Raw genomic sequence first — 24,507 nt, forward strand, 5'->3', positions numbered from 1 at the left:
GAATGGGGCAAGCGCTGCATGCGCTCCCCCGGCGGCGGGGCTCAATCCGCCTGGATGTTGCGCTCCCTGGCCAACTGCTTCCAGCGCGCCACGTCCGTGCGGATGACCTCTCCGAACTGCTGCGGCGTCACCGGGTTGACGATGGCTCCCTCGCGCAGGAAGCTGGCCTGGATCTCGGGCTTGGCCAGCACCTGGTTCACGCTCTGATTGAGCCTGGCGACGATATCGGCCGGCGTGCCTGCCGGCGCCAGCAGGCCCCACCACAGGTCGAATTCGTAGCCCGGGATGGCCGTGGCCATGGGAATGAGCTCGGGCGCGATGGGGCTGGGCTTCAAGCTGGTGATGCCGATGGCGCGCAGCTTGCCGCTGCGCACCATGGGCAGGATGGAGGGGCCGCTGGACACCAGCATCTGCACCTGGTTGCCGATCACGTCGGTCACGGCCGGGCCCTGGCCCTTGTAGGGCACATGCATGATGTCCAGGCCCGGCACCATGGAGCGCATCAGCTCGGTGGCGAAGTGATTGACGCTGCCCGTGCCCGAGGTCGCATAGTTGAACTGGCCGGGGCTGGCCTTGACCACGCGCACCAGATCGGCTGGCGTCTTCGCGGCGAATTCGTTGTTGACCGCCACCACCAGTGGCCCCTTCGCGAACATGGCCACGGGCGCCAGGCCCTTGACGGGGTCGAAGGGCATCTTGCTCTGCACGGCAGCATTGGTGGTCATGCTCGACGAGACCGCCACCAGCGTGTAGCCATCGGCCGTGGACTTGGCGGCGAAGGCCGTGCCCGTGTTGCCGCTGGCGCCCGGCCGGTTGTCCACGATCACGGGCTGCTTGAGCAGGTCGCCCATCTCCTTGGCCACCTGGCGCGCGAACACGTCGTTGGAGCCGCCGGGCGGATAGGGAACGACCATGGTGATGGGCTTGGCCGGATAGCCGGCCTGGGCCAGCGCGGGCTGGGCCGAGACGGCGGCCAGTGCGGCGGCGGCAAGGCTGGCGGCACGAAGGGAAGTCTGCAATCCGTACATTTTTGTCTCCTTGAAAATCGTTTTCATCGGGCTCCGGCGAGGCCGGCACACCCGTTCAGCCCGACAGCAGGCCTGCGGCGCGCGCGCTGGCGACGATGGCCTGCGCGCGGATCACGAAGGGGCGGTCCACCATCTTTCCGTCCACCACATAGGCGCCCAGCGCCTGCCCATCGGCCTGGCGGGCCGCATCGACCACCTTGAGGGCCGAGGCGATCTCGGCCGGCGTGGGCTGGTAGACGGCGTTGGCCAGGGCGACCTGGCTGGGATGGATGCAGGTCTTGCCCAGGAACCCGAGGCTGCGCGAGAGACGGGCCTCGGCCTCGAAGCCATCGCGGTCCTGGATGTCCGCAAAGGCGCCGTCATAGGCGTAGATGCCGGCTTCGGCAGCGGCCATGCGCAGGGCGAACAGGGTCTGGACGATGGCCCCGGCCTCGCGCCGGTTCACGCCGAAGGGCTCGAACAGGTCGCCCAGGCCCAGCTGCAGGCCCGCCACGCTGGCATGGGCACCAGCCAGTTCAGCCGCGCAGCGCAGCGCCTTGGGCGTCTCGATGTTGAGCAGCAGGCCAGGGACGGCCGCCACCCCATTGGCCCGGGCGGCGCGCTGCACGCATTGGGCAGCCTGCCGGACCTGCTCGGCGGTTTCGGGCTTGGGCAGATTGACGAGGTGGACGCCTTCACGCACCACGGCGGCGATGTCGCTCTCGAAATGCGGCGTGTCCATGGCATTGACGCGCACGATGAAGGTCTTGCCATGGCCCTGGCTCGCCGGACTTTGCAGGAAGTCGCAGAGCAGGCCGCGCGCCTCGTCCTTGCGGGCCTCGGCGACGGCGTCCTCCAGATCGAAGGACAGGGCGTCGGCCTGGCTTTGCAGGGCCTTGGCGAACAGCTCGGGGCGCGACCCGGGGACAAACAGTTTGCTTCTCATGGGCCGCATTGTGGGCGGCGAATACCCAACAGAAACACAGGTAATATTTCTTCAAAACCAACAAAATATTTGTTCATGGAAACCAGCTACCTGCACAGTTTTCTGCTCGTCGTCGAGACCGGCTCCATGGCCGAGGCCGCACGGCGCCTGGACCTCACGGCCGCCGCCGTGGCCCAGCAGATCCGCGGCCTGGAGCGCGAATTCGGCGCACCGTTGCTGGCACGCGCGGGCCGTACCGTGCTGCCCACCCCTGCCGGCCACCGCCTGGCGCAGTCCGCGCCGCTGCTGCTGCGCGAGCTGGCCAATGCCAAGACCCATGTCAGCCAGGAGGGAACGGCGGGAGAGTTGGTGATAGGCACCATCAACACGGCGCTGCACAGCCTGTTGCCGGACATCCTCGCGGGCTTCGTGAAGAAGTGCCCCGATGCCAAGGTCTTCCTGCGATCGGCCACCACCCGCGAGCTGTACCAGGCCGTTCAGCAGGGCGAACTGGACGCCGCGGTCTGCCTGCACCCCAGCTTCGCGCTGGCCAAGACCTTCGACTGGACCCTGCTGCGCGAGGAGCCCCTGGTGCTGCTGGTGCCGCGCCAGCTGGCCCACCTGGAGCCGCACACCCTGTTGCGCACCCAGCCGCTGATCCGCTATGACCGCAGCCTGGGCGGCGGCCAGATGGTGGAGCGCTACCTGCGCGCCGCACAGATCGCACCGCAGGAGCGCTTCGAACTCAGTTCGCTGGTGGCCATCGCCATGATGGTGGACCGGGGGCTGGGCGTCTCGCTGGTGCCCGATACGGCCCTCGATCTGCCCGACGGCCGGGGCGTGGTGCGCCTGGCATTGCCCGAGGAGTCACAGTCGCGGCGCTTTGGCGTGATGTGGCTGCGGTCGTCGGCGCGGCTGCCGCTGATCCACAAGCTGGTGGAATGCGCGCGCACCGTGGTGCGCCAGCGCGGCGGGCCGCGGGCCGCCGCGCGGAGCACGCGCGAAGGGCGATAGGCCTGCGCCCCCCGCTGTCAGGACTCGGCAGCCGCAGCGTCTGCCACCATGGCCTTGAAGCGCGCCAGCACGGCGGATGCATCGCCCGCGCGCATCGCCAGGTGCAGCGGCGCCACCAGGGCCGGGCAGCGGGCCAGGCCCCGGTAGACAATGCCGTCGCTGCGCAGGCGCTGCATGGACGCCGGCACGATGGACAGGCCCAGACCCGCCGCCACCAGGCTCAGCGTGGCCGTCATGCGAGGCGCCTCCTGGACCACATGGGGGCTGAACCCCGCCTCCAGGCAGGCCCTGAGGATGGCGTCGTAAAGCCCCTGCCCCACTCTGCGCCGGTACAGCACAAAGGCTTCGGAGGCCAGTTGCGGCAGGGGCACGGGGCGCAGGGTCCCGCTCCGACCGCGCGCCAGCGCGTGCGCGGCCGGCAAAGCCAGCAGCATGGATTCTTCGAGGATGGGCATGGCCTGGAGCCCGCGCGCACCATGCAGCGGGGATCGGACGAAAGCCGCATCCAGCCTTTCGTGCAGCAGCGCATCCATGAGTTCGCCCGTACCCGCCTCCTCCAGCGCCACGCTCACACCAGGCAAGGCCTGGCGGAACATGCGCAACACCCCGGGCACGAAGGGGTGCAAGGCTGCGGAGCTGGTGAAGCCCACGGCCAGCCGCCCTGTCTCGCCACGGGCAGCGCGCCGCACGACATCGGTCAGCGCATCGGAGCGCATGAGAAGCGCACGCGCCTCCTCCAGCAACGCCAGCCCTGCCGGCGTGGGCTGCACGCCGCGCGGCAGGCGCCGCACCAGTTCCACGCCCAGTTCATGCTCCAGGCCCTGCAGCAATCGCGTCAAGGGCGGCTGCTGCATGCCCAGCCGCTCGGCGGCACGGGTGACGTGGCCCTCCTCGGCGATGGCGACAAAGGCGCGCAGCTGGCGAAGTTCGGGCACATCGATACCTTGGAAGTATGGCAATGCATCGATTGTGGCATTTGCCATCATGGATGGTCGGACTTACGCTCGCGCAGCACCACAACAACCAATCGAAAGGCCTCACGATGAGCTGGTCCGCAAAACAGTACACGACGTTTGAACAGGAACGTACCCGGCCCGTACGCGACCTGGTCGCCGCCATCGCCGACATTCCCGGCCGCGAGGTGGGCCTGGCCGTGGACCTGGGCTGCGGCCCCGGCAATTCCACCGAGGTGCTGGCGCAGCGCTTCGCCGGCGCCACCGTGACGGGACTGGACAACTCCGAGGACATGCTGGATGCGGCGCGCAAGCGCATGCCGGGGACGGCGTTCGAGCTGGCCGATATCGCCCTGTGGACTGCGCACCGGCCCGTGGACGTGATCCTGGCCAACGCCTCGCTGCAATGGCTGCCCGACCACGCACGGCTGTATCCCCGCCTGGTCGGCCAGCTGGCGCCGGGCGGCGCCCTGGCCGTGCAGACGCCCGACAACCTGGAGGAACCCGCCCACCGGCTGGCCCGCGAGCTTGCCGCCAGCGGCCCCTGGGCCGGCCGCATCGGCGACGTGCGCCATCCCGCGCGGCACAGCGCGGACTTCTACTACGCACTGCTGCACGCACACTGCACCAGTGTCGATGTCTGGCGCACCACCTACTTCCATCCGCTGGCGGGCGGCCATCAGGCCGTGGTCGAGTGGTTCAAGGGCTCGGCGCTGCGGCCCTTCGTCGCACCACTTGACGAGGCACAGAAAGCCGATTTCTACGCCGCCTATCTGCAGGCCATCTCCCAGGCCTACCCCCTGCTGGACGATGGCACGGTGCTGCTGCCCTTTCCGCGCCTGTTCATCGTCGCGCGGCGCTGAGGCGCGGGGGGCTGGGCTGTGCGCCTGTCCCCTGCCTTGTCAATGCCCGCCCACCCTCGCCCGTCCTCCCTGCGACTGGCAGCACAATGGCGCCTTGCAATTGAATCGGGACAGGCGAGACCTATGCTGAATGCCTTGTGGCTGGGCTTTTTTCTGGTGGCGGCCGTGGCGGCTGGCGCGCAGTGGCTGGTGGGAGGACAGGCCGAGGTGTTTTCCGCCATGGTCCAGGCCTTGTTCTCCATGGCAAGGCTGTCGGTGGAGGTCATGGTGCTGCTGTTCGGCACGCTGACGCTATGGCTGGGTTTTCTGCGCATCGCCGAGAAGGCCGGCGTGGTCGAATGGCTGGCGCGCGTGCTGGGCCCGCTGTTCGCCAGGCTCATGCCCGAGGTGCCACGCGGCCATCCGGCCCTGGGCCTGATCACGTTGAATTTCGCCGCCAACGGCCTGGGTCTGGACAATGCGGCCACGCCCATGGGCCTGAAGGCCATGCGCTCGCTCCAGGAGCTCAACCCCCGGCCCGACACGGCCAGCAATGCGCAGATCCTGTTTCTGGTGCTCAATGCCTCGTCGCTGACACTGCTGCCGGTGACCATCTTCATGTACCGGCTGCAGCAGGGCGCACCCGACCCCACGCTGGTCTTCCTGCCCATCCTGCTGGCCACGTCGGCATCGACCCTGGTCGGCCTGCTGGCCGTGGCCGTGGTGCAGCGGCTGCCGCTGTACAGCCCCGTGGTGCTCGCCTATCTGCTGCCGCTGGGACTGGCGCTGGCCGGCTTCATGGCCTTCCTGGCCACGCTGTCTGCCGCCGCGCTGTCGCAGCTGTCCTCCCTGATGGGCAACCTCACGCTGTTCGGGTTGATCGTGTTGTTCGTGGTGCTGGGGGCCTGGCGCAAGGTGGCCGTCTATGACAGCTTCATCGAAGGGGCCAAGGAAGGCTTCGACGTGGCCAGGGGCCTGCTGCCCTACCTGGTGGCCATGCTGTGCGCGGTGGGCGTGTTGCGCGCATCGGGTGCGCTGGAGTACGCGCTGTCGGGCATCCGCTGGGCGGTCGATGCCCTGGGCATGGACGCACGCTTCGTGGACGCCCTGCCCACGGCGCTGGTCAAGCCCTTCTCGGGCAGCGCCGCGCGCGCCATGCTCATCGAGACCATGCAGGCCCAGGGCGTGGACAGCTTCGCCGCCCTGACCGCCGCCACCATCCAGGGCAGCACGGAAACCACCTTCTACGTGCTGGCCGTCTACTTCGGTGCCGTGGGCATACAGCGCGCGCGCCATGCCGTGCCCTGCGCCTTGCTGGCGGAACTGGCCGGCGTGGTGGCCGCCATCGTGGTCTGCTACAAGTTCTTCGGGTGAACGGGCCGTAGCCCTTGCAAGGGCTACAGCTCCGGCATGATGGCTTCCGCATAGTCGTAGAGCGCGCCGAGGATTTCCTCGCCGCGCTCGTCCACGCTTTCCGACAGCTGGTCCACCATGGCGAACATCTGCTCGGCCGTGCGCGCCCCGCCCTTGCCTTCGATCAGGCAGGCCGCGCAATGCTGCAGCCAACGCTGGCGCTCGGCAGGTGCCAGGGTGGCCGGGAAGTTGCGCGCGCGGTAGCGGAACAGCAGCTCGGCCAGGCGCGCGTCATCGAAGCCCGTGCGATCCAGCGCCAGCTCCTGTGGCGAGAGGCCGCGCAGGTGGTTCAAGCGCCGCCGGTCTTCGTTGCCGACGAAGCCGCCGTACAGGTCCTGGTCCGCATCCATGCCCTCCAGCGCCGGACGCTGATGCACGGCACGCCACAGCGCGCTCATGTCGGGCAGATCGCGCGCGATGGCCGCGTGCTGCAGGCATTGGTCCATGTCCACGCCCCATTGCGCGGCCATGGCCGGGCTCAGGGTCTTGAGGCTGCCCACGACCATGGGTGACTTGTTGATGTGGATGTTCTTGATGGGCAGGCGCTGCACGCCTTCGGGCAGGTCGGCCGCGCGCGAGAACAGGCGCAGGCGCAGCGTCTCCACGTCGATGCTGGCCAGCTCGGACGGGTCCTCGGCCAGGTCCCAGCAGATGATCTCGTTCTTGTTCGTCGGGTGTGTGGCCAGCGGCCACATCACGGCGATGCAGCCGCGCTCGGGGCGGATCATGCCTGTGACGTGCAGGAATGGCCGGGCATGTTCCGCGGTGGCGGGCAAGCCCATCTCCTGCAGCACGCGGTCTTTCTTGTGCAGCGAGAACGCGAAGTCGAACAGGCGCGGCTGGACCTTGCGTATCAACCGCGCCAGGCCGATGGTGGCGCGCACGTCGGACAGGGCATCATGCGCCTTCTCGTGCAGCAGACCATTGGCGCGCGCCAGGTCTTCGAGCTTGAAGCTTGGGGAGCCATCCTCCTTCTTCGGCCAGACGATGCCTTCGGGGCGCAGCGCATAAACCATGCGTACCACGTCGAGCAGGTCCCAACGCCCGCAGCCGTTCTGCCACTCACGCGCATAGGGGTCGATGAGGTTGCGCCAGAACATGAAGCGCGTGACTTCGTCGTCGAATCGGATGGTGTTGTAGCCGACGCCCACGGTGCCTGCCTGGGCCAGTTCGGCCTCGATGCGGGCCGCGAACTGCGCCTCGGGCACGCCGTGCTCCAGGCATTGCTGGGGCGTGATACCGGTGATCAGGCAGGACTGGGGGTCCGGCAGGTAATCGCCCGCCGGCTGGCAGTACCACATGACAGGTTCGCCGATCTCGTTGAGTTCGGCATCCGTGCGGATGCCGGCGAACTGCGCGGGCCGGTCGTAGCGCGGCTGGGCGCCGAAGGTTTCGTAGTCGTGCCAGAAGAAGGTATGGGCCATCGGGCGAGTATGCCTGCGAAAAACAGCAGTCGATGGTCCTCTACCCAAGCAAGCGGAGAAGGCACGCGTGCCTCAGGCTTCAAAACCGGCGCGGCCCAACTCAGGGACACCGAGGAAGGGCAGCCCCGCACCGAGGGTGTCGTCCCCCTTCCAGGGGGAAGGCGCGCAGCGACTCAGGGGGTCCATTCAAAGCAAGGGGGAGCACAGGCGCGCGCCGGAGTCGAACAGGCGCAGCGCGAACCCCAGGTCGCGCTTGAAGTGCACGCGCTGGGACTGTTCCAGGTCCAGCTCGAACTGCCGCGCCAGGTCGCCGTTGAGCTGGGGGCCGTAGGCGATGGCGCAGACCTCGTAGTTCAGGAAGAAGCTGCGGTAGTCGAAGTTGGCCGTGCCGATGATGGAAATATGGTTGTCCACCACCAGGGTCTTGGAGTGCAGCATGCGCGCCCTGTACTCGTAGACGCGCACGCCGCAGCGGATCAGTTCGTCATAGTAGGAGCGCGCAGCCGCCGTGACCAGGGCCGAGTCGGAGCGGCGCGGCACCAGCAACTGCACGTCGACGCCGCGCAGCGAGGCATTGGTGAGCGCGGCCAGCGCAGCCTCCGTCGGCACGAAGTAAGGCGTGGTGAGCCAGACCCTTTCCTCGGCCGCGTTGATGGCCGCAAGGTGGGCGCGGTAGATGGCCTGCAAGCCATTGTCGGGTCCAGAGGTGATGATCTGCACGGGCAACGCCCCCTCGGGTGCGTCGGGCAACAGCAGGTCGATGTCGGCCGGCTCGTTCTTCGGGTCCTTTTCGAGGGCGTAGGCCCAATCTTCCAGGAACACGGTCTGCAGCCAGTTGACGACGGCGCCCTCCAGGCGCAGATGCACATCGTGGTAGGCCTCGGGCATGACGCGGGCATTCTCTTCGTCGGTGACGTTGACACCGCCCGTGAAGCCCACCTTGCCATCGCAGACCAGTATCTTGCGGTGTGTACGGAAGTTGATGACCGGGCGCAGGCGCCGACCGACCTTGGAATCATGGAACAGCGCCACCTCGGCCCCCGCTTCCTCCAGAGGCCTGAGAAAGCGCCGCCCCAGCCTCTTGGAGCCCAGCGCATCCACCAGCAGGCGCACTTGTATGCCGGCGCGGGCGCGCTGGATCAGCAGGTCGCGCAGGGCCGTGCCTGTCTGGTCGGGTTCGAAGATGTAGTACTCGAGGTGGATGTGGTGGCGCGCGGCATTCACGGCCTCGCTGATGGCGTCGAAGGTGGCCGCGCCGCCCACGAGCAGGCGCAGATCGGTGGCCGTGCTCACGGGAAAATCGCTGGTCGCGGCCACCAGCCGCGCGACCTGATGCAGCCGCTCGGGACTGCCCGGCATGCGCTCGCGCAGGCGCTGCACGCCAGAGCGCACGCGCGAGGCCTTGCGCGCGCGCAGCCGCTTGATGCGCTGGCGCTTGAGCCGCTGGGGCCCGAAGAAATAGTAGATGACCAGGCCACCCACGGGGATCACTGCCATGGACAGCAGCCAGCTCAGCGTGGCCACGGGAGCGCTGCGCTGCAGCAGGATCCACACCCCGACGATGACCACGTAGACCGACCAGGTGATGGACAGCAGCCAGGTCGCGTTGTCCTGGGTCAGGTGCTGGTGAACCCACTGCACGAATGATCTCCTTGAAGCACATCAAAGAAAAAGCCGGCAGCCCGGAGGCTGTCGGCTTTGGCGGCCGGCATCAGGCGATGCCCATCAGCCCGCGGTGGCCTCGTTGGGCTCGGCCGGCTCGGACTCGGGGTCCCGCTTGGGCAAGGGCGTGATGTCGAGCTTGACCTCCCCCTTGTCGGCATCGTCGGCCTCGGCAACCCAGTCCACTTCCAGGCGGCCGCCGTCGACCAGCTGACCGAACAGCAGCTCGTCGGCCAGCGAACGCCGGATGGTGTCCTGGATCAGGCGCTGCATCGGGCGGGCCCCCATGAGCGGATCGAAGCCCTTCTTGGCCAGGTGCTTGCGCAGCGCATCGGTGAAGGTGACCTCCACGCGCTTTTCGGCCAGTTGCTGCTCCAGTTGCAGCAGGAACTTGTCGACCACGCGCAGGATGACCTGCTCGTCCAGCGGCTTGAAGCTGACGATGGCGTCCAGGCGGTTGCGGAACTCGGGCGTGAACAGGCGCTTGATGTCGCCCATTTCGTCGCCGGCCTGGCGCGGGTTGGTGAACCCGATCGAGGCCTTGTTGATGGTCTCGGCACCCGCGTTCGTGGTCATGATGATGATCACGTTGCGGAAGTCGGCCTTGCGCCCGTTGTTGTCCGTCAGCGTGCCATGGTCCATCACCTGCAGCAGCACGTTGAAGATGTCCGGATGCGCCTTCTCGATCTCGTCGAGCAGCAGCACCGAGTGCGGCTTCTTGGTGACGGCCTCGGTCAGCAACCCGCCCTGGTCGAAGCCCACGTAGCCCGGCGGCGCGCCGATCAGGCGGCTGACGGCATGGCGCTCCATGTACTCGGACATGTCGAAGCGGATCAGGTCCACGCCCAGGATGTAGGCCAGTTGCTTGGCGGCTTCCGTCTTGCCCACGCCCGTGGGGCCCGAGAACAGGAAGGAGCCGATCGGCTTGTCCGGCTTGCCCAGGCCCGAGCGCGCCATCTTGACCGAGGAGGCCAGCGCCTCCAGCGCCTTGTCCTGGCCGAAGACCACGCTCTTGAGGTCACGCTCCAGCGTCTGCAGCTTGCTGCGGTCGTCGTTGGAGACGTTGGCAGGCGGAATGCGCGCGATCTTGGCCACGATGGCCTCGATCTCGGCCTTGTCGATGGTCTGCTTGCGCTGCTCCAGCGGAATGATGCGCTGCGCGGCACCGGCTTCGTCGATCACGTCGATGGCCTTGTCGGGCAGGTGGCGATCATTGATGTACTTGGCCGACAGCTCGGCCGCGGCCTGCAGGGCGGCTGCGGCGTACTGCACGCTGTGGTGCTCCTCGAAGCGCGACTTCAGGCCCTTGAGGATGTCCACGGTCTCGGCCACGGTGGGCTCGACCACATCGACCTTCTGGAAACGGCGCGACAGTGCCGCATCCTTCTCGAAGATGCCACGGTACTCGGTGAAGGTGGTCGCGCCTATGCACTTGAGCTGGCCGCTGGACAGCGCCGGCTTGAGCAGGTTGGACGCATCCAGCGTGCCGCCCGAGGCGGCACCCGCGCCGATCAGCGTATGGATCTCGTCGATGAACAGGATGGCGTTGGGCTTGTCCTTGAGCGACTTGAGAACGCCCTTGAGGCGCTGCTCGAAGTCGCCGCGGTACTTGGTGCCCGCCAGCAGCGCGCCCATGTCCAGCGAATAGACCACGGCCTCGGTCAGCACCTCGGGCACCTTGCCTTCGGTGATGCGCCAGGCCAGGCCCTCGGCGATCGCGGTCTTGCCCACGCCGGCCTCACCGACCAGCAACGGGTTGTTCTTGCGGCGGCGGCACAGGATCTGGATGGTGCGCTCGACCTCGTAGTCGCGCCCGATCAGCGGATCGATCTTGCCGTCCTTGGCCGCCTGGTTCAAGTTCAGCGTGAACTGCTCCAGGGGCGAGGCCTTTTCGTTGCGCTCGCCACCGGCGCCCTCCTCGGACTCCGCCGGGTTTTCGGCCTTGACAGGCTCGGGCGGCTCACCCTTCTTGATGCCATGGGCGATGAAATTGACCACGTCCAGGCGCGTCACGCCCTGCTGGTGCAGGTAGTAGACGGCATGCGAGTCCTTTTCACCGAAGATGGCCACGAGCACGTTGGCGCCGGTGACCTCCTTCTTGCCGTTGCCCGTGGATTGCACGTGCATGATGGCGCGCTGGATCACACGCTGGAAACCCAGCGTGGGTTGGGTGTCGACCTCGTCGGACCCCGCGACCTGGGGCGTGTTGTCCTTGATGAAGTTCGACAGGGCCGAGCGCAGGTCATCGATGTTGGCTGAGCAGGCGCGCAGCACTTCCGCAGCACTGGGGTTGTCCAGCAGGGCCAGCAGCAAGTGCTCCACGGTGATGAACTCGTGGCGCTGCTGACGTGCTTCGACAAAGGCCATGTGCAAGCTGACTTCCAGTTCCTGGGCGATCATTGATGACTCCTTTTCGCTTGCTGGGGATTATTGACTGCAACCATAAATCAGGGCGGCCCGGGTTTATTCAACAGGCTCGAACATCGCCTGCAGCGGATGGCCGGCCTTCTGGGCGGCCTGCAGCACCTGCTCGACCTTGGTGGCCGCCACGTCGCGCGAGTACACACCGCAGACGCCACGCCCGTCCAGGTGGATCTTGAGCATGATCTGGGTGGCCGTCTCGCGGTCCTTGTTGAACAGTTCCTGCAGGACGACGATGACGAACTCCATCGGCGTGAAGTCATCGTTGAGCATCACGACCTGGTACATCTGCGGCGGCTGCACGCGCTGGCGCCGCCGCTCCAGCACCACGGCGCCGTCGTCATCGGACACGGGCCGCACGATGGGAATGGCCGGAGGGGTCGAAGGGGGTTGGGTTGCCATGAAAATCATTCTAGCCATCGGAGCCACTGTTTTCCGGAAGGGATATGCGAGACATGCCTGAAGAATTCAAGCCCGGCGCCAGCCCGCGCCGCCACGATCGCACCAGACCAGTGCATCCGCGGCGCCAGCGGGCGACGTACCGCCGCGCGGCCTATTCGTAGACCACCTTGACCTGGGCGCTGCCGGCCTGGGCATACCAGGCGGCAAGCGCGGCATCGCTGGGATAGAAACGGCTGCCCTCGCCCAACGCCAGTTCGCAGCTCGCCGAACCACGTTCGTCTTCGCAGACCAGGCCCAGGCGCACTTTCAGACCGCGCTGCAGTTCGCCGTGCTCGCCCTGCTCGACCTGGGCCGGGAACTGGCGCAGCAGGTCAACCACATCGGGGATCTTCTCGCCCACGCTGACTTGCAGGTAGCGCGCGAAGCGGCAACGCGCATCCGCCAGGTTGTAGAGCTGCTGGGCCTTCAGGCGCAGGCCGCCGCTGAAGTGATCGAGTTGCAGCCGCCCCGTGATGACGACGAATTCGTCATCCTTGAGCAACTCACGGTGGGCATTGAGGGTGTTCTCGTCCACCGAGGCCTCGATCACGCCCGAGCCATCGTCGATCTTGAACAGGCCCAGCCGACCACGCTGCCCGTTGATGGCACGGAAGTCGCTGATGATGCCGGCCAGGGTCTGGGGTTCGCGGCTGTCGCGCAGTTCGGCCAGCGGCGTGCGCACGAAGCGGCGCACTTCCTTTTCGACCTCGTCGAACAGATGGCCGGAGAGATAGAAGCCCACGGCGGTCTTTTCCTGGGTCAGCCGCTCCTTGACACCCCAGGGAAGCACCTCCGCAAGGGGGGGCTCCTGTGTGCTGGAGCCCACGGCATCGTCGCCCATCATGTCGAACAGCCCGCCCTGGTTGGCATTGGCCAGTGTCTTGTTGGCGAACTCGAAGGCATGGTCGATGGAGGCCACCAGCGCCGCACGGTTGAGCTCGATGGAATCGAAGGCACCGCCCTTGATCAAGGCCTCCAGCGTGCGCTTGTTCAGGCGCGTTCGATCCACGCGCACGCAGAAGTCGGCCAGGCTTCTGAACGGCCCCTTTTCCGCGCCGCGCGGCCCCACGCCACGACCCTCGCGCGCCGCGATGATGGCCTCGATGGCCTGCTGGCCCGTGCCCTTGATGGCGCCAAGGCCGTAGCGGATCACCTTGTCGGTCACGGGCTCGAAGCGGTACATGCCTCGGTTGACGTCCGGCGGCTCGAAGCTGATGCCCATCTTCAACGCATCCTCGTACAGCACCTTGAGCTTGTCGGTGTTGTCCATTTCCACGGTCATGTTGCCGCAGTAGAACTCGGCCGTGTAGTGCACCTTGAGCCAGGCGGTGTGGTAGGCCAGCAGCGAGTAGGCGGCGGCGTGCGACTTGTTGAAGCCGTAGCCCGCGAACTTCTCCATCAGGTCGAAGACCTCGTCGGCCTTTTCCTCGCTGATGCCCTGCTTGGCAGCGCCCTCGCGGAAGATCCCGCGGTGCATGACCATTTCCTCGACCTTCTTCTTGCCCATGGCACGGCGCAGGAGGTCGGCGCCGCCCAGCGAGTAGCCGCCCAGCACCTGGGCGGTCTGCATCACCTGCTCCTGGTAGACCATGATGCCGTAGGTCTCGGCCAGCACCTTCTCGACCAGCGGGTGCGGATACTCCACGACTTCCTTGCCGTGCTTGCGCGCGACGAAGCTGGGAATCAGGTCCATGGGCCCGGGGCGGTACAGGGCATTCAGGGCGATCAGGTCTTCCAGGCGGCTGGGCTTGGCATCACGCAGCATGCCCTGCATGCCGCGCGATTCGAACTGGAACACGGCCTCTGTCTTGCCCTCCGAGAAAAGCTGATAGGTGCGCGCATCGTCCAGCGGAATGTTCTCGAAGGCGAAGTTCTCCTGGCCCTTGTGGCGCTTGATGATGAACTCGCGGGCGATCTCCAGGATGGTCAGCGTGGCCAGGCCCAGGAAGTCGAACTTCACCAGGCCCACGGCCTCCACGTCGTCCTTGTCGTACATGGCCACGGCCGAATCGCTGCCGGGCTGCTGGTAGAGGGGACAGAAATCCGCGAGCTTGCCGGGTGCGATCACCACGCCGCCGGCGTGCATGCCGATGTTGCGGGTCATGCCTTCGAGCTTCTGGGCCATTTCGATCAGGGTCTTGACGTCTTCTTCTTTTTCGATGCGCTCGGCCAGCAAGGGCTCGGCCTCGATGGCGTAGGTATATTTGTCGCCCTCTTTCTTCGGGTTGGGCGGGTACTTGAGGGTGACATGCAGCCCCGGCTTGTTGGGAATGAGCTTGGAGATGCCGTCGCAGAAGGTGTAGCTCATGTCCAGCACGCGGCCCACGTCGCGGATGGCCGCACGCGCGGCCATGGTGCCGAAGGTGGCGATCTGGCTGACGGCGTCGCGCCCGTAGCGCTCCTTGACGTAGTCGATGACGCGGTCGCGGTTGGCCTGGCAGAAGTCCACGTCGAAGTCGGGCATGGACACGCGCTCGGGATTCAGGAAGCGCTCGAACAGCAGGTTGTATTCCAGCGGATCCAGGTCCGTGATCTTGAGCACGTAGGCGACCAGCGATCCCGCGCCCGATCCACGGCCCGGCCCCACGGGACAGCCGTTGAGCTTGGCCCACTTGATGAAGTCGCCCACGATGAGAAAGTAGCCCGGAAAACCCATCTTCAGGATGGTGCCGATCTCGAACTCCAGGCGCTCGACATAGCGCGCGCGCTGTGCCTCCCGCTTGGCAGGATCAGGGTACAGATGGACCAGCCGCTCCTCCAGGCCCGCGAAGGACTCGCGGCGGAAGAACTCGTCCTCGGTCATGCCTTCGGGCACTGGGAAATTGGGCAGTTGGGGCTTGCCCAGCACCAGGGTCAGGCTGCAGCGGCGCGCGATCTCCACGGTGTTGGCGATGGCGCTGGGGATGTCAGCGAACAGGGCCTTCATCTGCTCGGCCGTCTTGAAATGCTGGTCACGTGTGAAGCGGCGTATCCGCTTGGGGTTGGCCAGGATCTCGCCTTCGGCGATGCACACGCGCGCCTCGTGGGATTCGTAGTCGCCCGGACCGAAGAACTGGATGGGGTGCGTGGCCACCACGGGAAGATTCAGGCGCTCGGCCAGTTGCACGGCCGCCACCACATGCGGTTCGTCATCGGCACGGCCTGCGCGCTGCAGTTCGATGAAGAAGCGGTGCGGGAACATGCTGGCCAGCCGCTGGGCCACGGCCGCGGCACCGGCCTCGTCACCACGCATCAGGGCCTGGCCCACGGGGCCGGCCTGGGCGCCCGCCAGCACGATCAGGCCTTCACCCAGTTCCTGCAGCCAGGCCCAGGTGTGCACGGCCTGCCCCTTGACCACGTTGCGGGTCCAGCCACGCGCCAGCAGTTCGCTGAGGTTGTGGTAGCCCAGCGGACTTTGCACCAGCACGATGATGCGCGAGTTGGGTGCGCCGTTCTCCCCCTCGATCAGGATCTCGGCGCCCAGCACCGGCTTGACGCCCTTGGCCCGGCCTTCCCGGTAGAACTTGACGCCGCCGAACAGGTTGTTGAAGTCCGTGATGGCCATCGCGACCTGACCGTCCTCGGCGGCGGCCTTGACGACGGCATTGATGCGGTTGGTTCCGTCCACGACGGAAAATTCGGTGTGCAGGCGCAAATGGACAAACATATGGCCGCCATTGTAGGAAGCTCCAGGCGGCGGCGCCCCGTCCGCGGCCCTGCCCGCGGCCGAGTCCCTGCCACGCAGGGCGCCTATCGCAGGCCGTTACAATGCTTCGGCCCCGGTTGCGGGAAAATCCAGGATTTGCGCGGGTCGGCACGGCCCGTTACGACGCCTGCCCCGCCAGCCCTCTCACTGCCATTGATTGCCCGAGAAACGTCCACCATGCAGCGTATTCCCCTGTCCATCGTTCCCGCCGTGCTGATCGCAGGCGCCCTGACGGCCTGCTCCAGTACGCAACAAGACCCTACGGCCAAGTGGACTCCGGACCGCCTCTACACCGAGGCACGCGATGAAGCCTCCTCGGGCGCCTTCGACAAGGCCGTGCCCCTGTTCGAAAAGCTCGAGGGCCGGGCTGCCGGCACGCCCCTGGCCCAGCAGGCCCAGCTCGACAAGGCCTACGCCCAGTACAAGGGGGGCGAGAAAGTCCAGGCCACGGCCACTCTGGACCGCTTCCTCAAGCTGCACCCGGCCAGCCCCGCCACCGACTACGCCCTCTACCTCAAGGGCCTGGTGAACTTCAACGACAACCTGGGCATGTTCTCCTGGCTGTCGCGCCAGGACCTGTCCGAACGCGACCAGAAAGCCGCCAAGGACTCCTTCGAGTCCTTCCGCGAACTGGTCACGCGATTCCCGCAATCGCGCTATGCCGAGGATTCGCGCCTGCGGATGCAGTACATCGTCAATTCGCTGGCGCAGTACGAAGTCCATGTGGCCCGCTACTACTACAACCGCGGTGCCTACGTGGCCGCGATCGCGCGCGCGCAAACCGCCGTCAAGGACTACCAGGGCGTGCCTGCCGTGCGCGAGGCCATGCAGATCCTCGTGAAATCCTACGACGCGCTGGGCATGGAGCAGTTGCGCGACGATGCGCAGCGCGTGCTGACTGCCTCCTACGGCCAGGGCGCCGAGCAAGAGGCGCTCACGGCGAAGAAGTCATCGTGGTGGAAGCTGTGGTGACCTCTCGCGCAGGCTGCGCCAGCGCCTGCAGCGCCTCCATGAAGGCCGCCTCGCCGGACAGGTCCCGCATGGGTGGCAGGGCCGCGCGCAGCCGCCGGCCATAGCCCATCGTGGCCAGCCTGGAATCACAGACGACCAGCACGCCGCGATCCGTCTCGCGGCGGATCAGGCGCCCTGCCCCCTGCTTGAGCGCCATGGCCGCCTCGGGCAGCATGTAATCCGCGAAGGCTTGGCGGCCCACGGCCTCCAGGCTGCGGGAGCGCGCCTCGACCAGCGGATCGTCGGGCGGCGGAAACGGCAGCTTGTCGATGACCACCAGCTGCAGGGCGTCGCCTGGCAGATCCACGCCTTCCCAGAAGGTGGCCGAGGCCACGAGAATGCAGCCCCGCCCCTTCTGCCCTGCGGCGACAAAGCGCTCTATCAAGGCGAGCTTGGGCCCCTGTCCCTGGACCAGCACGTCCAGTTCGCCGAACAGTCCCAGGGACTGGCGCAGCACATCGCCGATGGCGTGCAGGGCCCTCAGCGTCGTGGTGAGCACCAGCGTGCGCCCGCCAATGCGCTGGGCGGCATCCAGCGCCAGCCGCGCCACCTCGGCACTGTGCGAGGCACTGCCGGCCGCCGCGAAGGGCTGGGGCACATAGAGTGCTGCCTGGCGCGCGTAGTCGAAAGGGCTGTCCACGCGCAGCACCTGCGCTCCACGCAGTCCGCACGGTTCGGTGAACCAGCTCAGGCGTTCGTCATCGCCCAGGGTGGCCGAAGTGAAGATCCAGGTGGGTCCTGCGGAGGATGGCACCACGGCGACCTCGCCCTGCGGTTCCTGCACCAAGTCCGGGCTTTCCTGCGGCATCGCTCCCAGCAAGCGCGTGCGCATGGTCTGCGCAATGGTCAGGGGCGACTCCAGCATGCGCAGATGCTGGCTGCCCAGCTCCAGCCAGCGCACGCTGTCATCTGCGGCAGCGGCGGCAAAGCCCGCCAGGCGCTGGAGCAGCTCGCTGCCGCGCTCGAACAGGCGGCGCAACTCCGGATCGCTGACCTGCAACTGCGCCAGCGGTGCGATCAACGCCCGCAGGCTGCGCCCCAGGGCCACCATTGCCGCACGCCAGCGTGGTGCATCCAGCCCCTGCGGCGTCACACCCTGCCATGGCAGGCGTGCGCCAGCCGGCACGGGTCCGGCCTGCAGGCGCAGCTCGCGCAGGGCATGTTCCACGGCGGCCGACAGCACAAGCCAGTCGGCCATGCCCCGCGCCTGGGCCTGGCCGGCACGCAGCACGTCGCGGACATAGCCGGTCAGTTGCTGGCCCGACAGGCTCTGGCCCGCGAACTGCACGCCGGTATCATTGAGCTGGTGGGCCTCATCCACCACTACCACGCCCACGCTGGGCAACAGCTGGGCCACGCCCGACTCCCGCACATCGAGGTCGGCAAACATCAGATGGTGATTGATGACCACCACATCAGCCTCCAGCGCCTGGCGGCGCGCCACATTGACATGGCAGGCCTGCCAGTGGGGACAGCCGGAGCCCAGGCAGTTGTCGCGCGTGGAGGTGACGAGGGGCAGGACCGGCGAGCGCTCGTCCAGCACCGGCAATTCACTCATGTCCCCCGTGCGGGTGGTGCGCGCCCAGTGCTCGACCAGGGCCACGCCGCGCAGCACCTGGGGGTCCTGCGGTGCGGTGCGTCCCTGGCGCACGCGCTCCAGACGCTCCGTGCACAGATAGGCGCTGCGGCCCTTCAGACGTGCCATGCGCAGGGGCAACCCCAGGGCCGCGACGAGGCGCGGCAGGTCGCGCGCAAACAGCTGGTCCTGCAGCGCACGCGTGGCAGTGGACACCAGCAGGCGCTGACCGCTGAGCAGGGCCGGCACCAGATAGGCATAGGTTTTTCCCACGCCCGTGCCAGCCTCGACGACCAGGGTCCGGCCCTGCCCGATGGCCTGGGCCACGGCCAGCGCCATGCGGGTCTGGCCTTCGCGGGGCCGAAACTGCGCCTCGGCGCGCGACAACAGGCCTTGCGGAGCGAATGCCGCTTGCACGGCGGCTGTCAGGGATGGCACAGGACGGGTCCTATTCTTGAAAAAGAGAGCGCGACAAGGGCATGGCAAGCCTGCGCCACGGGTGCCGCTCCGATAATATGCGCCATGACCTTGGTGTGCCCATCCGCCGCCTCAAGAGCCCACCAGACCAGAGACCATGCAGCCAGCGTACCGACTCCAAGCCTCCACCGGCATCCACCGTGGTGACAGGCAATACCAGCAAGACCAGGTGATGCTGATGGCCCATCCCTATGTCCATGGCTGCCTGCTGGGCGTGCTGGCCGACGGCATGGGCGGACGCAGCGGCGGGCGCAAGGCATCCGACCAGGTGATGCTCACGGCACGCCAGCTGTTCGAGCGCTTCGAGCCCCACACCGAGGACTGCACGGCACTGCTGGAGAGCATCGTCCACGAGTCGCATACGATGATCCGGTTGACGGCCATCTCGGCCGAGCAGGAGCCGCACAGCACGATCGCCGCCTTCATCCTCCTGCCCCAGGGGCGCTGCCACTGGGTGCATTCCGGAGATTCACGCATCTACCATTACCAGGGCGCGACCATGGTCCAGCGGACCAAGGACCACTCCTATGTCCAGGCCCTGGTGGACCGGGGCGAACTCACGGAGTTCGAGGCCCATGTGCACCCCAAGTCCAACATCCTGCTGGGATGCCTGGGCACCGAAGCCGAGCCACCGATGAGCCACCATGTGATCGAGCGCCTGCACCCGGGCGCCACGCTCATGGCCTGCAGCGACGGCATCTGGCACTACTACACGGCACAGGAGCTGGGCACCGTGCTCAATGCACTGACCCCGCGCGAGGCCACGGAATTCCTGATCGACAAGGCGCGTGCACGTGCCCAGGGGGGCGGCGACAATCTGTCGCTGGTGATCGTCAAGCTGGAGGCGATCGAGCAACCGGCCACGGCCTGAGAGGAAAGGCGTTCCGATGCCCCCGCCCCTCAGGGGGCTGGTGGAGCAGGCAGCGGCGCCGCCTGGGGGCCGCGCTCGCGTGCCGCCTGCGCCGCCTTCGCCTTGCGTTCGGCAGCCTCTTGCTGCTTGGCCTCGAACCGGGCACGCGCGGTGCTGCGACGCTCCTGCTCCTGGGCGGACTGGCGCTGCTCGACCTGTGTCTGATGCTCTCGCTCGCGGCTGGCCTGCTGCGCGGCGCGTTGCTGGGCATCCCTGGTGCGCTGCGAGCGCACGGCCTGGGTGTCGCGCGGCTCGGCAGCAGGCCGCTCCCTCGCCTCCATGGCCGAAGCCGCCTTCTGCGACTTCTTGGCCTCGATGTCCTCCAGGCGTCGCGCGGCGCGCTCCTTGCGCTCCTCGTCGCTGATCTTCAGCTCACGTTCGCGCAACGGCTTGTCCTGCTCGCGGGCCTGCTCGCGCGCCTGCTTGAGGCAGTCTTCCACGGCAAAGCGCTGGTAGCACTCGGACTCGACAGCCGCGCGCCGCCGCTCGATCACGGCACGCTGAGCCGCGATCTCCGCGCGCGCGGCATCGCGTTGCGCCTGGACTTCTTTCGCAGCCTGCGAGGCGGCCTGTTGCGTGGGCTGGTCCTGCCCCTGCCGGGTGTCCGCAGCCGTGGCCGGGCCAGACAGGGCGAGACAGGCCAGTACGGCGCCCAGGGAAGCGGGCAGATTCTTCAGGAAGGCAATGGCGAAGGTGGGCAGTTTCAACATGTACGGGTCCGACAGACGACACCAGCGGTTGTCACCGGCCTCAGGTCAGGCGGGTGTCCACCACACGGCGCTCCAGCGCCAGGAACTCCCTGGACTGCATCTCGTTCAATCGCGAGACCGTGCGCGGGAATTCATGGGCCAGCGGACCCTCAGTGTAAAGCTGCTCGGGTGGTACGGCGGCCGAGATGACCAGCTTGACCCTGCGGTCGTACAGCACGTCCACCAGCCAGGTGAAGCGCCGCGCGGGCGAGGCCATGTTGACCGGCATGTACGGCACGTCGGACAGCAGCACGGTGTGGAACTGGCTCGCGATCTCCAGGTAGTCGTTCTGCGAGCGCGGGCCACCGCACAGTTCGCGGAAGTCGAACCAGACCACGCCGCCGGCGCGGCGGCGCGCGCGGATCTCGCGTGCCTCGATGTGGAGCACGGGGTCCTCGTCCTTGACCTCGGCCAGCTTGTCGAAGGTCTCCGTCATGGCCGCGTCGGCTTCGGCGCCCAGGGGCGTATGGTAGAGCTTGGCGTTTTCCAGCGTGCGCCGGCGGTAGTCGGTGCCGTTGTCCACGTTGACCACCTCCATGCGCTCGTTGAGCAGGGCTATGGCCGGCAGGATACGGTCACGGTGCAGGCCACCCGGATACAGTTCGTCAGGCTTGAAGTTGGAGGTGGTGACGAAGCCCACGCCATTGGCGAACAGCGATACCAGCAGCCGGTGCAGGATCATCGCGTCCGTGATGTCGGCCACGTGAAATTCGTCAAAGCAGATCAGCTTGTACTTCTTGGAGATGCGCGCACCCAGCACATCGAGCGGATTTTGCGTGCCCTGCAGCACGGCCAGCTCACGATGGACCTCCCGCATGAATTCATGGAAGTGCAGGCGCACCTTGCGGCGGATCGGCACGGCGTTGAAGAAGCAGTCCATGAGAAAGCTCTTGCCGCGCCCCACACCGCCGTACATGTAGACACCACGGGGAATCTCTGGCCGGTTGATGAGCTTCTTGAAGGCGTTGGAGCGGCGCTGGCGGTAGGCCGCCCAGTCATCGGCGCAGCGCTGCAGCGCCTCGACGGCGCGCAATTGCGCCGGATCGCTGTGAAAGCCCTTGGCCACCAGCTCGGCCTCATAGGCCTCTTTCACGGAAACGCTCATGCCGCATCCACCATTTGCTATGTATTCAGAAGCTGAAAGCGCTTGCAGGGCAAGCGCTTTCAGGTCTTTGGCTGGGCTAGATGGCTAGCCTGGCACTCAGAAGTTCAGAGTGCGCTTGTCGACCGCCAGAGCGGCTTCCTTGGTGGACTCGGACAGCGAGGGGTGGGCATGGCAGATGCGCGCGATGTCTTCGCTCGATGCCTTGAACTCCATGGCGACCACGGCTTCGGAGATCAGCTCGGAGACCATGGGGCCGACCATGTGCACGCCCAGGATTTCATCGGTCTCGGCATCGGCCAGGAACTTGACCATGCCGGTGGTGTCGCCCAGCGCGCGCGCGCGGCCGTTGGCCAGGAAGGGGAAGCTGCCGGCCTTGTACTTCACGCCCTGCTCCTTCAGTTGCTGCTCGGTGCGGCCCACCCAGGCAATTTCAGGGCTGGTGTAGATCACCCAGGGGATGGTGCCGAAGTTCACATGGCCATGCTGGCCGGCGATGCGCTCGGCCACGGCCACGGCCTCTTCCTCGGCCTTGTGCGCCAGCATGGGACCGCGCACCACGTCGCCCACAGCCCAGACGCCCGGCAGGTTGGTCTTGCAGTCCTCATCGACGACGATGGCACCGCGCTCGTCCAGCGCCAGGCCCACGGCTTCGGGGTTCAGGCCGACGGTGTTGGCCACGCGGCCGATGGAGATGATGAGCTTGTCCGCTTCGAGTTGCTGGGCTTCGCCCTTGGCATTGGTGTAGGCGATGGACACGCCCTTCTTGCTGCTCTTGACTTCGCCGATCTTCACGCCCAGCTCGATCTTCAGGCCCTGCTTGTCGAAGGCCTTCTTGGCTTCCTTGGCGATCTGCTCGTCCACGGCCGGCAGGAACTTGTCCATGCCCTCCAGCACGGTCACTTCCGCGCCCAGTCGGCGCCAGACCGAGCCCATTTCCAGGCCGATCACGCCGGCGCCGATCAGGGCCAGCTTCTTGGGGGTCTTGCCCAGGCGCAGCGCGCCGTCGTTGGACAGGATGTTCTCTTCATCGAAGGGCACGCCAGGCAGCGCGCGGGCGTTGGAGCCGGTGGCGATCACGATCTGCTTGCCGGTGATGACTTCCTCGTCCTTGCCGGCGACCTTGATCTCGTAGCCGCCCTCGGCAGCCTTGACGAAGGAGCCGCGGCCGTGGAAGAAGGTGACCTTGTTCTTCTTGAACAGGTACAGGATGCCGTCGTTGTTCTGCTTCACGATCGCATCCTTGCGGGCGATCATCTTGGCCACGTCCATCTCGACCTTTCCGGTGGAGATGCCATGGTCGGCGAAGTGCAGGTTGGCGTGCTCGAAGTGCTCGGACGACTGAAGCAGGGCCTTGGAGGGAATGCAGCCCACGTTGGTGCAGGTGCCACCCGGAGCGGCGCCGCCGGCGGCGTTCTTCCACTCGTCGATGCAGGCCACGTTGAAGCCCAGTTGGGCGGCACGGATGGCGGCGATGTAGCCGCCAGGGCCCGCGCCGATGACGATGACGTCGAATTGCTTGCTCATTTCAGGAATCTCTTGTCTGTATTACGTGAAAAAACCCACCGCTGGGCACGCGGCCGAGGGTGGGTTTTCGTCGTGTCGAACCCTGTGGCGATTACAGGTCGAACAGCAGGCGCGAAGGATCTTCCAGCGCATCCTTCATGGCGACCAGGCCCAGCACGGCTTCACGGCCGTCGATGATGCGGTGGTCATAGGACATGGCCAGATAGTTCATCGGGCGCACCACGACCTGGCCGTTCTCGACCATGGCGCGATCCTTGGTGGCGTGCACGCCCAGGATGGCCGACTGGGGCGGGTTGATGATGGGAGTGGACATCATCGAGCCGAAGGTGCCGCCATTGGAGATGGAGAAGGTGCCGCCGGTCATTTCTTCAATGCCCAGCTTGCCTTCGGCAGCCTTCTTGCCGAATTCGGCGATCTTCTTTTCGATGTCGGCGAAGCTCATCTGGTCGGCGTTGCGCAGGATGGGCACCACCAGGCCGCGGGGCGAGCCCACGGCGATACCGATGTCGAAGTAGCCGTGGTAGACGATGTCGTTGCCGTCCACGGAAGCATTGAGAACGGGGTACTTCTTCAGGGCGTGCACTGCCGCCTTGACGAAGAAGGACATGAAGCCCAGCTTGGTGCCGTGTTCCTTGGTGAAGGCGTCCTGGAACTTCTTGCGCAGTTCCATCACGGGGGCCATGTTCACTTCGTTGAAAGTGGTCAGGATCGCGTTGGTGGACTGCGACTGCAGCAGGCGCTCGGCCACGCGGGCACGCAGGCGGCTCATGGGCACGCGCTGCTCGGGACGGCCGCTGAGGTCTTCCTTGCCGGCGGGAGCGGCTACCTGGGGCAGCGCCTTGGTAGGCACGCCCGTGGGGATGACAGCAGCCGTGGACTGCACACCGCCCTTGATGGCGGCCAGGGCATCGCCCTTGGTCACGCGGCCATCCTTGCCGGAGCCCGCCACGTTGGCGGCCGACAGGTTGTTCTCGGCCAGCAGCTTGGCGGCTGCGGGCATGGCCACGTCGCCCTTGTTGCCACCGGTGGCGGCTGCGGCTGCCGGGGCGGCAGCAGGCGCCGCGGCGGCGGGAGCTGCTGCGGGAGCGGCAGCGGCGACGCCGGCCACGCCTTCGGTGTCGATCTTGGCGATCAGTTGTTCGGCCACGACGGTAGCGCCGTCGCCTTGCACGATCTCGGACAGTACGCCAGCGGCGGGCGCGGGCACTTCGAGCACGACCTTGTCGGTCTCGATCTCGATCAGGATCTCATCGATCGCGACGGCTTCACCTGCCTTCTTCTTCCAGGTGAGCATGGTGGCCTCAGCGATGGACTCGGACAGCTGGGGAACTTTGACTTCAACGATAGCCATTTGTGATTCTTTCCAAA

General features: G+C 66.8%; 18 protein-coding genes. 5 read left to right on the plus strand and 13 right to left on the minus strand.

The window, feature by feature from the left end:
• Positions 1-41: 41 nt before the first annotated feature.
• Together L1Z78_RS15215 and L1Z78_RS15220 are read right to left on the minus strand one after the other, a co-directional pair.
• Positions 42-1,019 (minus strand): tripartite tricarboxylate transporter substrate binding protein, encoded by a 978-nt coding sequence (locus L1Z78_RS15215; RefSeq protein WP_418921625.1) that lies wholly within the window; start codon positions 1,017-1,019, stop codon positions 42-44.
• 64 nt (positions 1,020-1,083) lie between these two features.
• Positions 1,084-1,953: an HpcH/HpaI aldolase/citrate lyase family protein gene (locus L1Z78_RS15220; protein WP_234637243.1), complete on the minus strand. Its 870-nt coding sequence runs from the start codon at positions 1,951-1,953 to the stop codon at positions 1,084-1,086.
• A gap of 75 nt (positions 1,954-2,028) precedes the next feature.
• On the opposite strand from L1Z78_RS15220, the gene L1Z78_RS15225 reads away from it, so the two are divergent.
• Positions 2,029-2,946 (plus strand): LysR family transcriptional regulator, encoded by a 918-nt coding sequence (locus L1Z78_RS15225; RefSeq protein ID WP_234637244.1) that lies wholly within the window; start codon positions 2,029-2,031, stop codon positions 2,944-2,946.
• A gap of 17 nt (positions 2,947-2,963) precedes the next feature.
• Here the strand turns inward: L1Z78_RS15225 and L1Z78_RS15230 are convergent, their stop codons facing one another.
• Positions 2,964-3,881 carry a LysR family transcriptional regulator gene (locus tag L1Z78_RS15230; protein WP_234637245.1) on the minus strand — a complete coding sequence of 306 codons (918 nt, stop codon included), beginning with the start codon at positions 3,879-3,881 and terminating at the stop codon, positions 2,964-2,966.
• Between the two features lie 107 nt (positions 3,882-3,988).
• Here L1Z78_RS15230 and tam point away from each other — a divergent pair, with 107 nt between their 5' ends.
• Together tam and L1Z78_RS15240 are read left to right on the plus strand one after the other, a co-directional pair.
• Positions 3,989-4,762: a trans-aconitate 2-methyltransferase gene (gene tam, locus L1Z78_RS15235; RefSeq protein WP_234637246.1), complete on the plus strand. Its 774-nt coding sequence runs from the start codon at positions 3,989-3,991 to the stop codon at positions 4,760-4,762.
• 123 nt (positions 4,763-4,885) lie between these two features.
• A complete protein-coding gene (locus tag L1Z78_RS15240) occupies positions 4,886-6,115 on the plus strand; it encodes a nucleoside recognition domain-containing protein (RefSeq protein WP_234637247.1) in 1,230 nt (409 codons plus the stop codon).
• A gap of 23 nt (positions 6,116-6,138) precedes the next feature.
• On the opposite strand, the gene sbcB is transcribed toward L1Z78_RS15240, so the two are convergent.
• The 5 genes from sbcB to dnaE all read right to left on the minus strand — a co-directional run bounded on the left by sbcB (position 6,139) and on the right by dnaE (position 15,748).
• Entirely contained in the window at positions 6,139-7,578 is a 1,440-nt protein-coding gene (gene sbcB, locus L1Z78_RS15245; protein ID WP_234637248.1) for an exodeoxyribonuclease I, read from the minus strand.
• A gap of 186 nt (positions 7,579-7,764) precedes the next feature.
• Positions 7,765-9,219 (minus strand): cardiolipin synthase, encoded by a 1,455-nt coding sequence (gene cls / locus L1Z78_RS15250; RefSeq protein ID WP_234637249.1) that lies wholly within the window; start codon positions 9,217-9,219, stop codon positions 7,765-7,767.
• A gap of 84 nt (positions 9,220-9,303) precedes the next feature.
• Positions 9,304-11,640, minus strand: a complete 2,337-nt coding sequence (clpA, locus tag L1Z78_RS15255; protein ID WP_234637250.1) for an ATP-dependent Clp protease ATP-binding subunit ClpA — start codon at positions 11,638-11,640, stop codon at positions 9,304-9,306.
• A 63-nt stretch (positions 11,641-11,703) separates the two neighbouring features.
• The gene (gene clpS / locus L1Z78_RS15260) at positions 11,704-12,081 is read right to left on the minus strand and encodes an ATP-dependent Clp protease adapter ClpS (protein ID WP_418921626.1); all 378 of its coding nucleotides are present in this window, start codon (positions 12,079-12,081) and stop codon (positions 11,704-11,706) included.
• Positions 12,082-12,214: 133 nt separating this feature from the next.
• Positions 12,215-15,748 (minus strand): DNA polymerase III subunit alpha, encoded by a 3,534-nt coding sequence (dnaE, locus tag L1Z78_RS15265; RefSeq protein WP_234637252.1) that lies wholly within the window; start codon positions 15,746-15,748, stop codon positions 12,215-12,217.
• Between the two features lie 216 nt (positions 15,749-15,964).
• Here dnaE and L1Z78_RS15270 point away from each other — a divergent pair, with 216 nt between their 5' ends.
• The gene (locus tag L1Z78_RS15270; protein ID WP_234637253.1) at positions 15,965-16,759 is read left to right on the plus strand and encodes an outer membrane protein assembly factor BamD; all 795 of its coding nucleotides are present in this window, start codon (positions 15,965-15,967) and stop codon (positions 16,757-16,759) included.
• Here the strand turns inward: L1Z78_RS15270 and L1Z78_RS15275 are convergent.
• Entirely contained in the window at positions 16,722-18,812 is a 2,091-nt protein-coding gene (locus L1Z78_RS15275) for an ATP-dependent DNA helicase (RefSeq protein WP_234637254.1), read from the minus strand. The two genes, L1Z78_RS15270 and L1Z78_RS15275, sit on opposite strands and share 38 nt — an antisense overlap.
• A 136-nt stretch (positions 18,813-18,948) precedes the next feature.
• On the opposite strand from L1Z78_RS15275, the gene L1Z78_RS15280 reads away from it, so the two are divergent.
• Entirely contained in the window at positions 18,949-19,722 is a 774-nt protein-coding gene (locus L1Z78_RS15280; protein WP_234637255.1) for a PP2C family protein-serine/threonine phosphatase, read from the plus strand.
• 29 nt (positions 19,723-19,751) lie between these two features.
• Here L1Z78_RS15280 and L1Z78_RS15285 read toward each other — a convergent pair whose 3' ends face one another.
• From L1Z78_RS15285 to odhB, 4 genes are all read right to left on the minus strand, one after another.
• Positions 19,752-20,471, minus strand: coding sequence for a hypothetical protein (locus L1Z78_RS15285; protein ID WP_234637256.1), 720 nt, complete (start codon positions 20,469-20,471; stop codon positions 19,752-19,754).
• A 40-nt stretch (positions 20,472-20,511) separates the two neighbouring features.
• On the minus strand, positions 20,512-21,615 hold the full coding sequence (gene zapE / locus L1Z78_RS15290) for a cell division protein ZapE (protein WP_234637257.1): 1,104 nt from the start codon (positions 21,613-21,615) through the stop codon (positions 20,512-20,514).
• A gap of 96 nt (positions 21,616-21,711) precedes the next feature.
• Positions 21,712-23,139, minus strand: a complete 1,428-nt coding sequence (lpdA, locus tag L1Z78_RS15295; protein WP_234637258.1) for a dihydrolipoyl dehydrogenase — start codon at positions 23,137-23,139, stop codon at positions 21,712-21,714.
• A 91-nt stretch (positions 23,140-23,230) separates the two neighbouring features.
• Entirely contained in the window at positions 23,231-24,490 is a 1,260-nt protein-coding gene (odhB, locus tag L1Z78_RS15300; RefSeq protein WP_234637259.1) for a 2-oxoglutarate dehydrogenase complex dihydrolipoyllysine-residue succinyltransferase, read from the minus strand.
• Positions 24,491-24,507 lie beyond the last annotated feature (17 nt).

Origin of the sequence: Delftia tsuruhatensis (assembly GCF_903815225.1) — a bacterium.
GTDB lineage: Bacteria > Pseudomonadota > Gammaproteobacteria > Burkholderiales > Burkholderiaceae_C > Comamonas > Comamonas tsuruhatensis_A.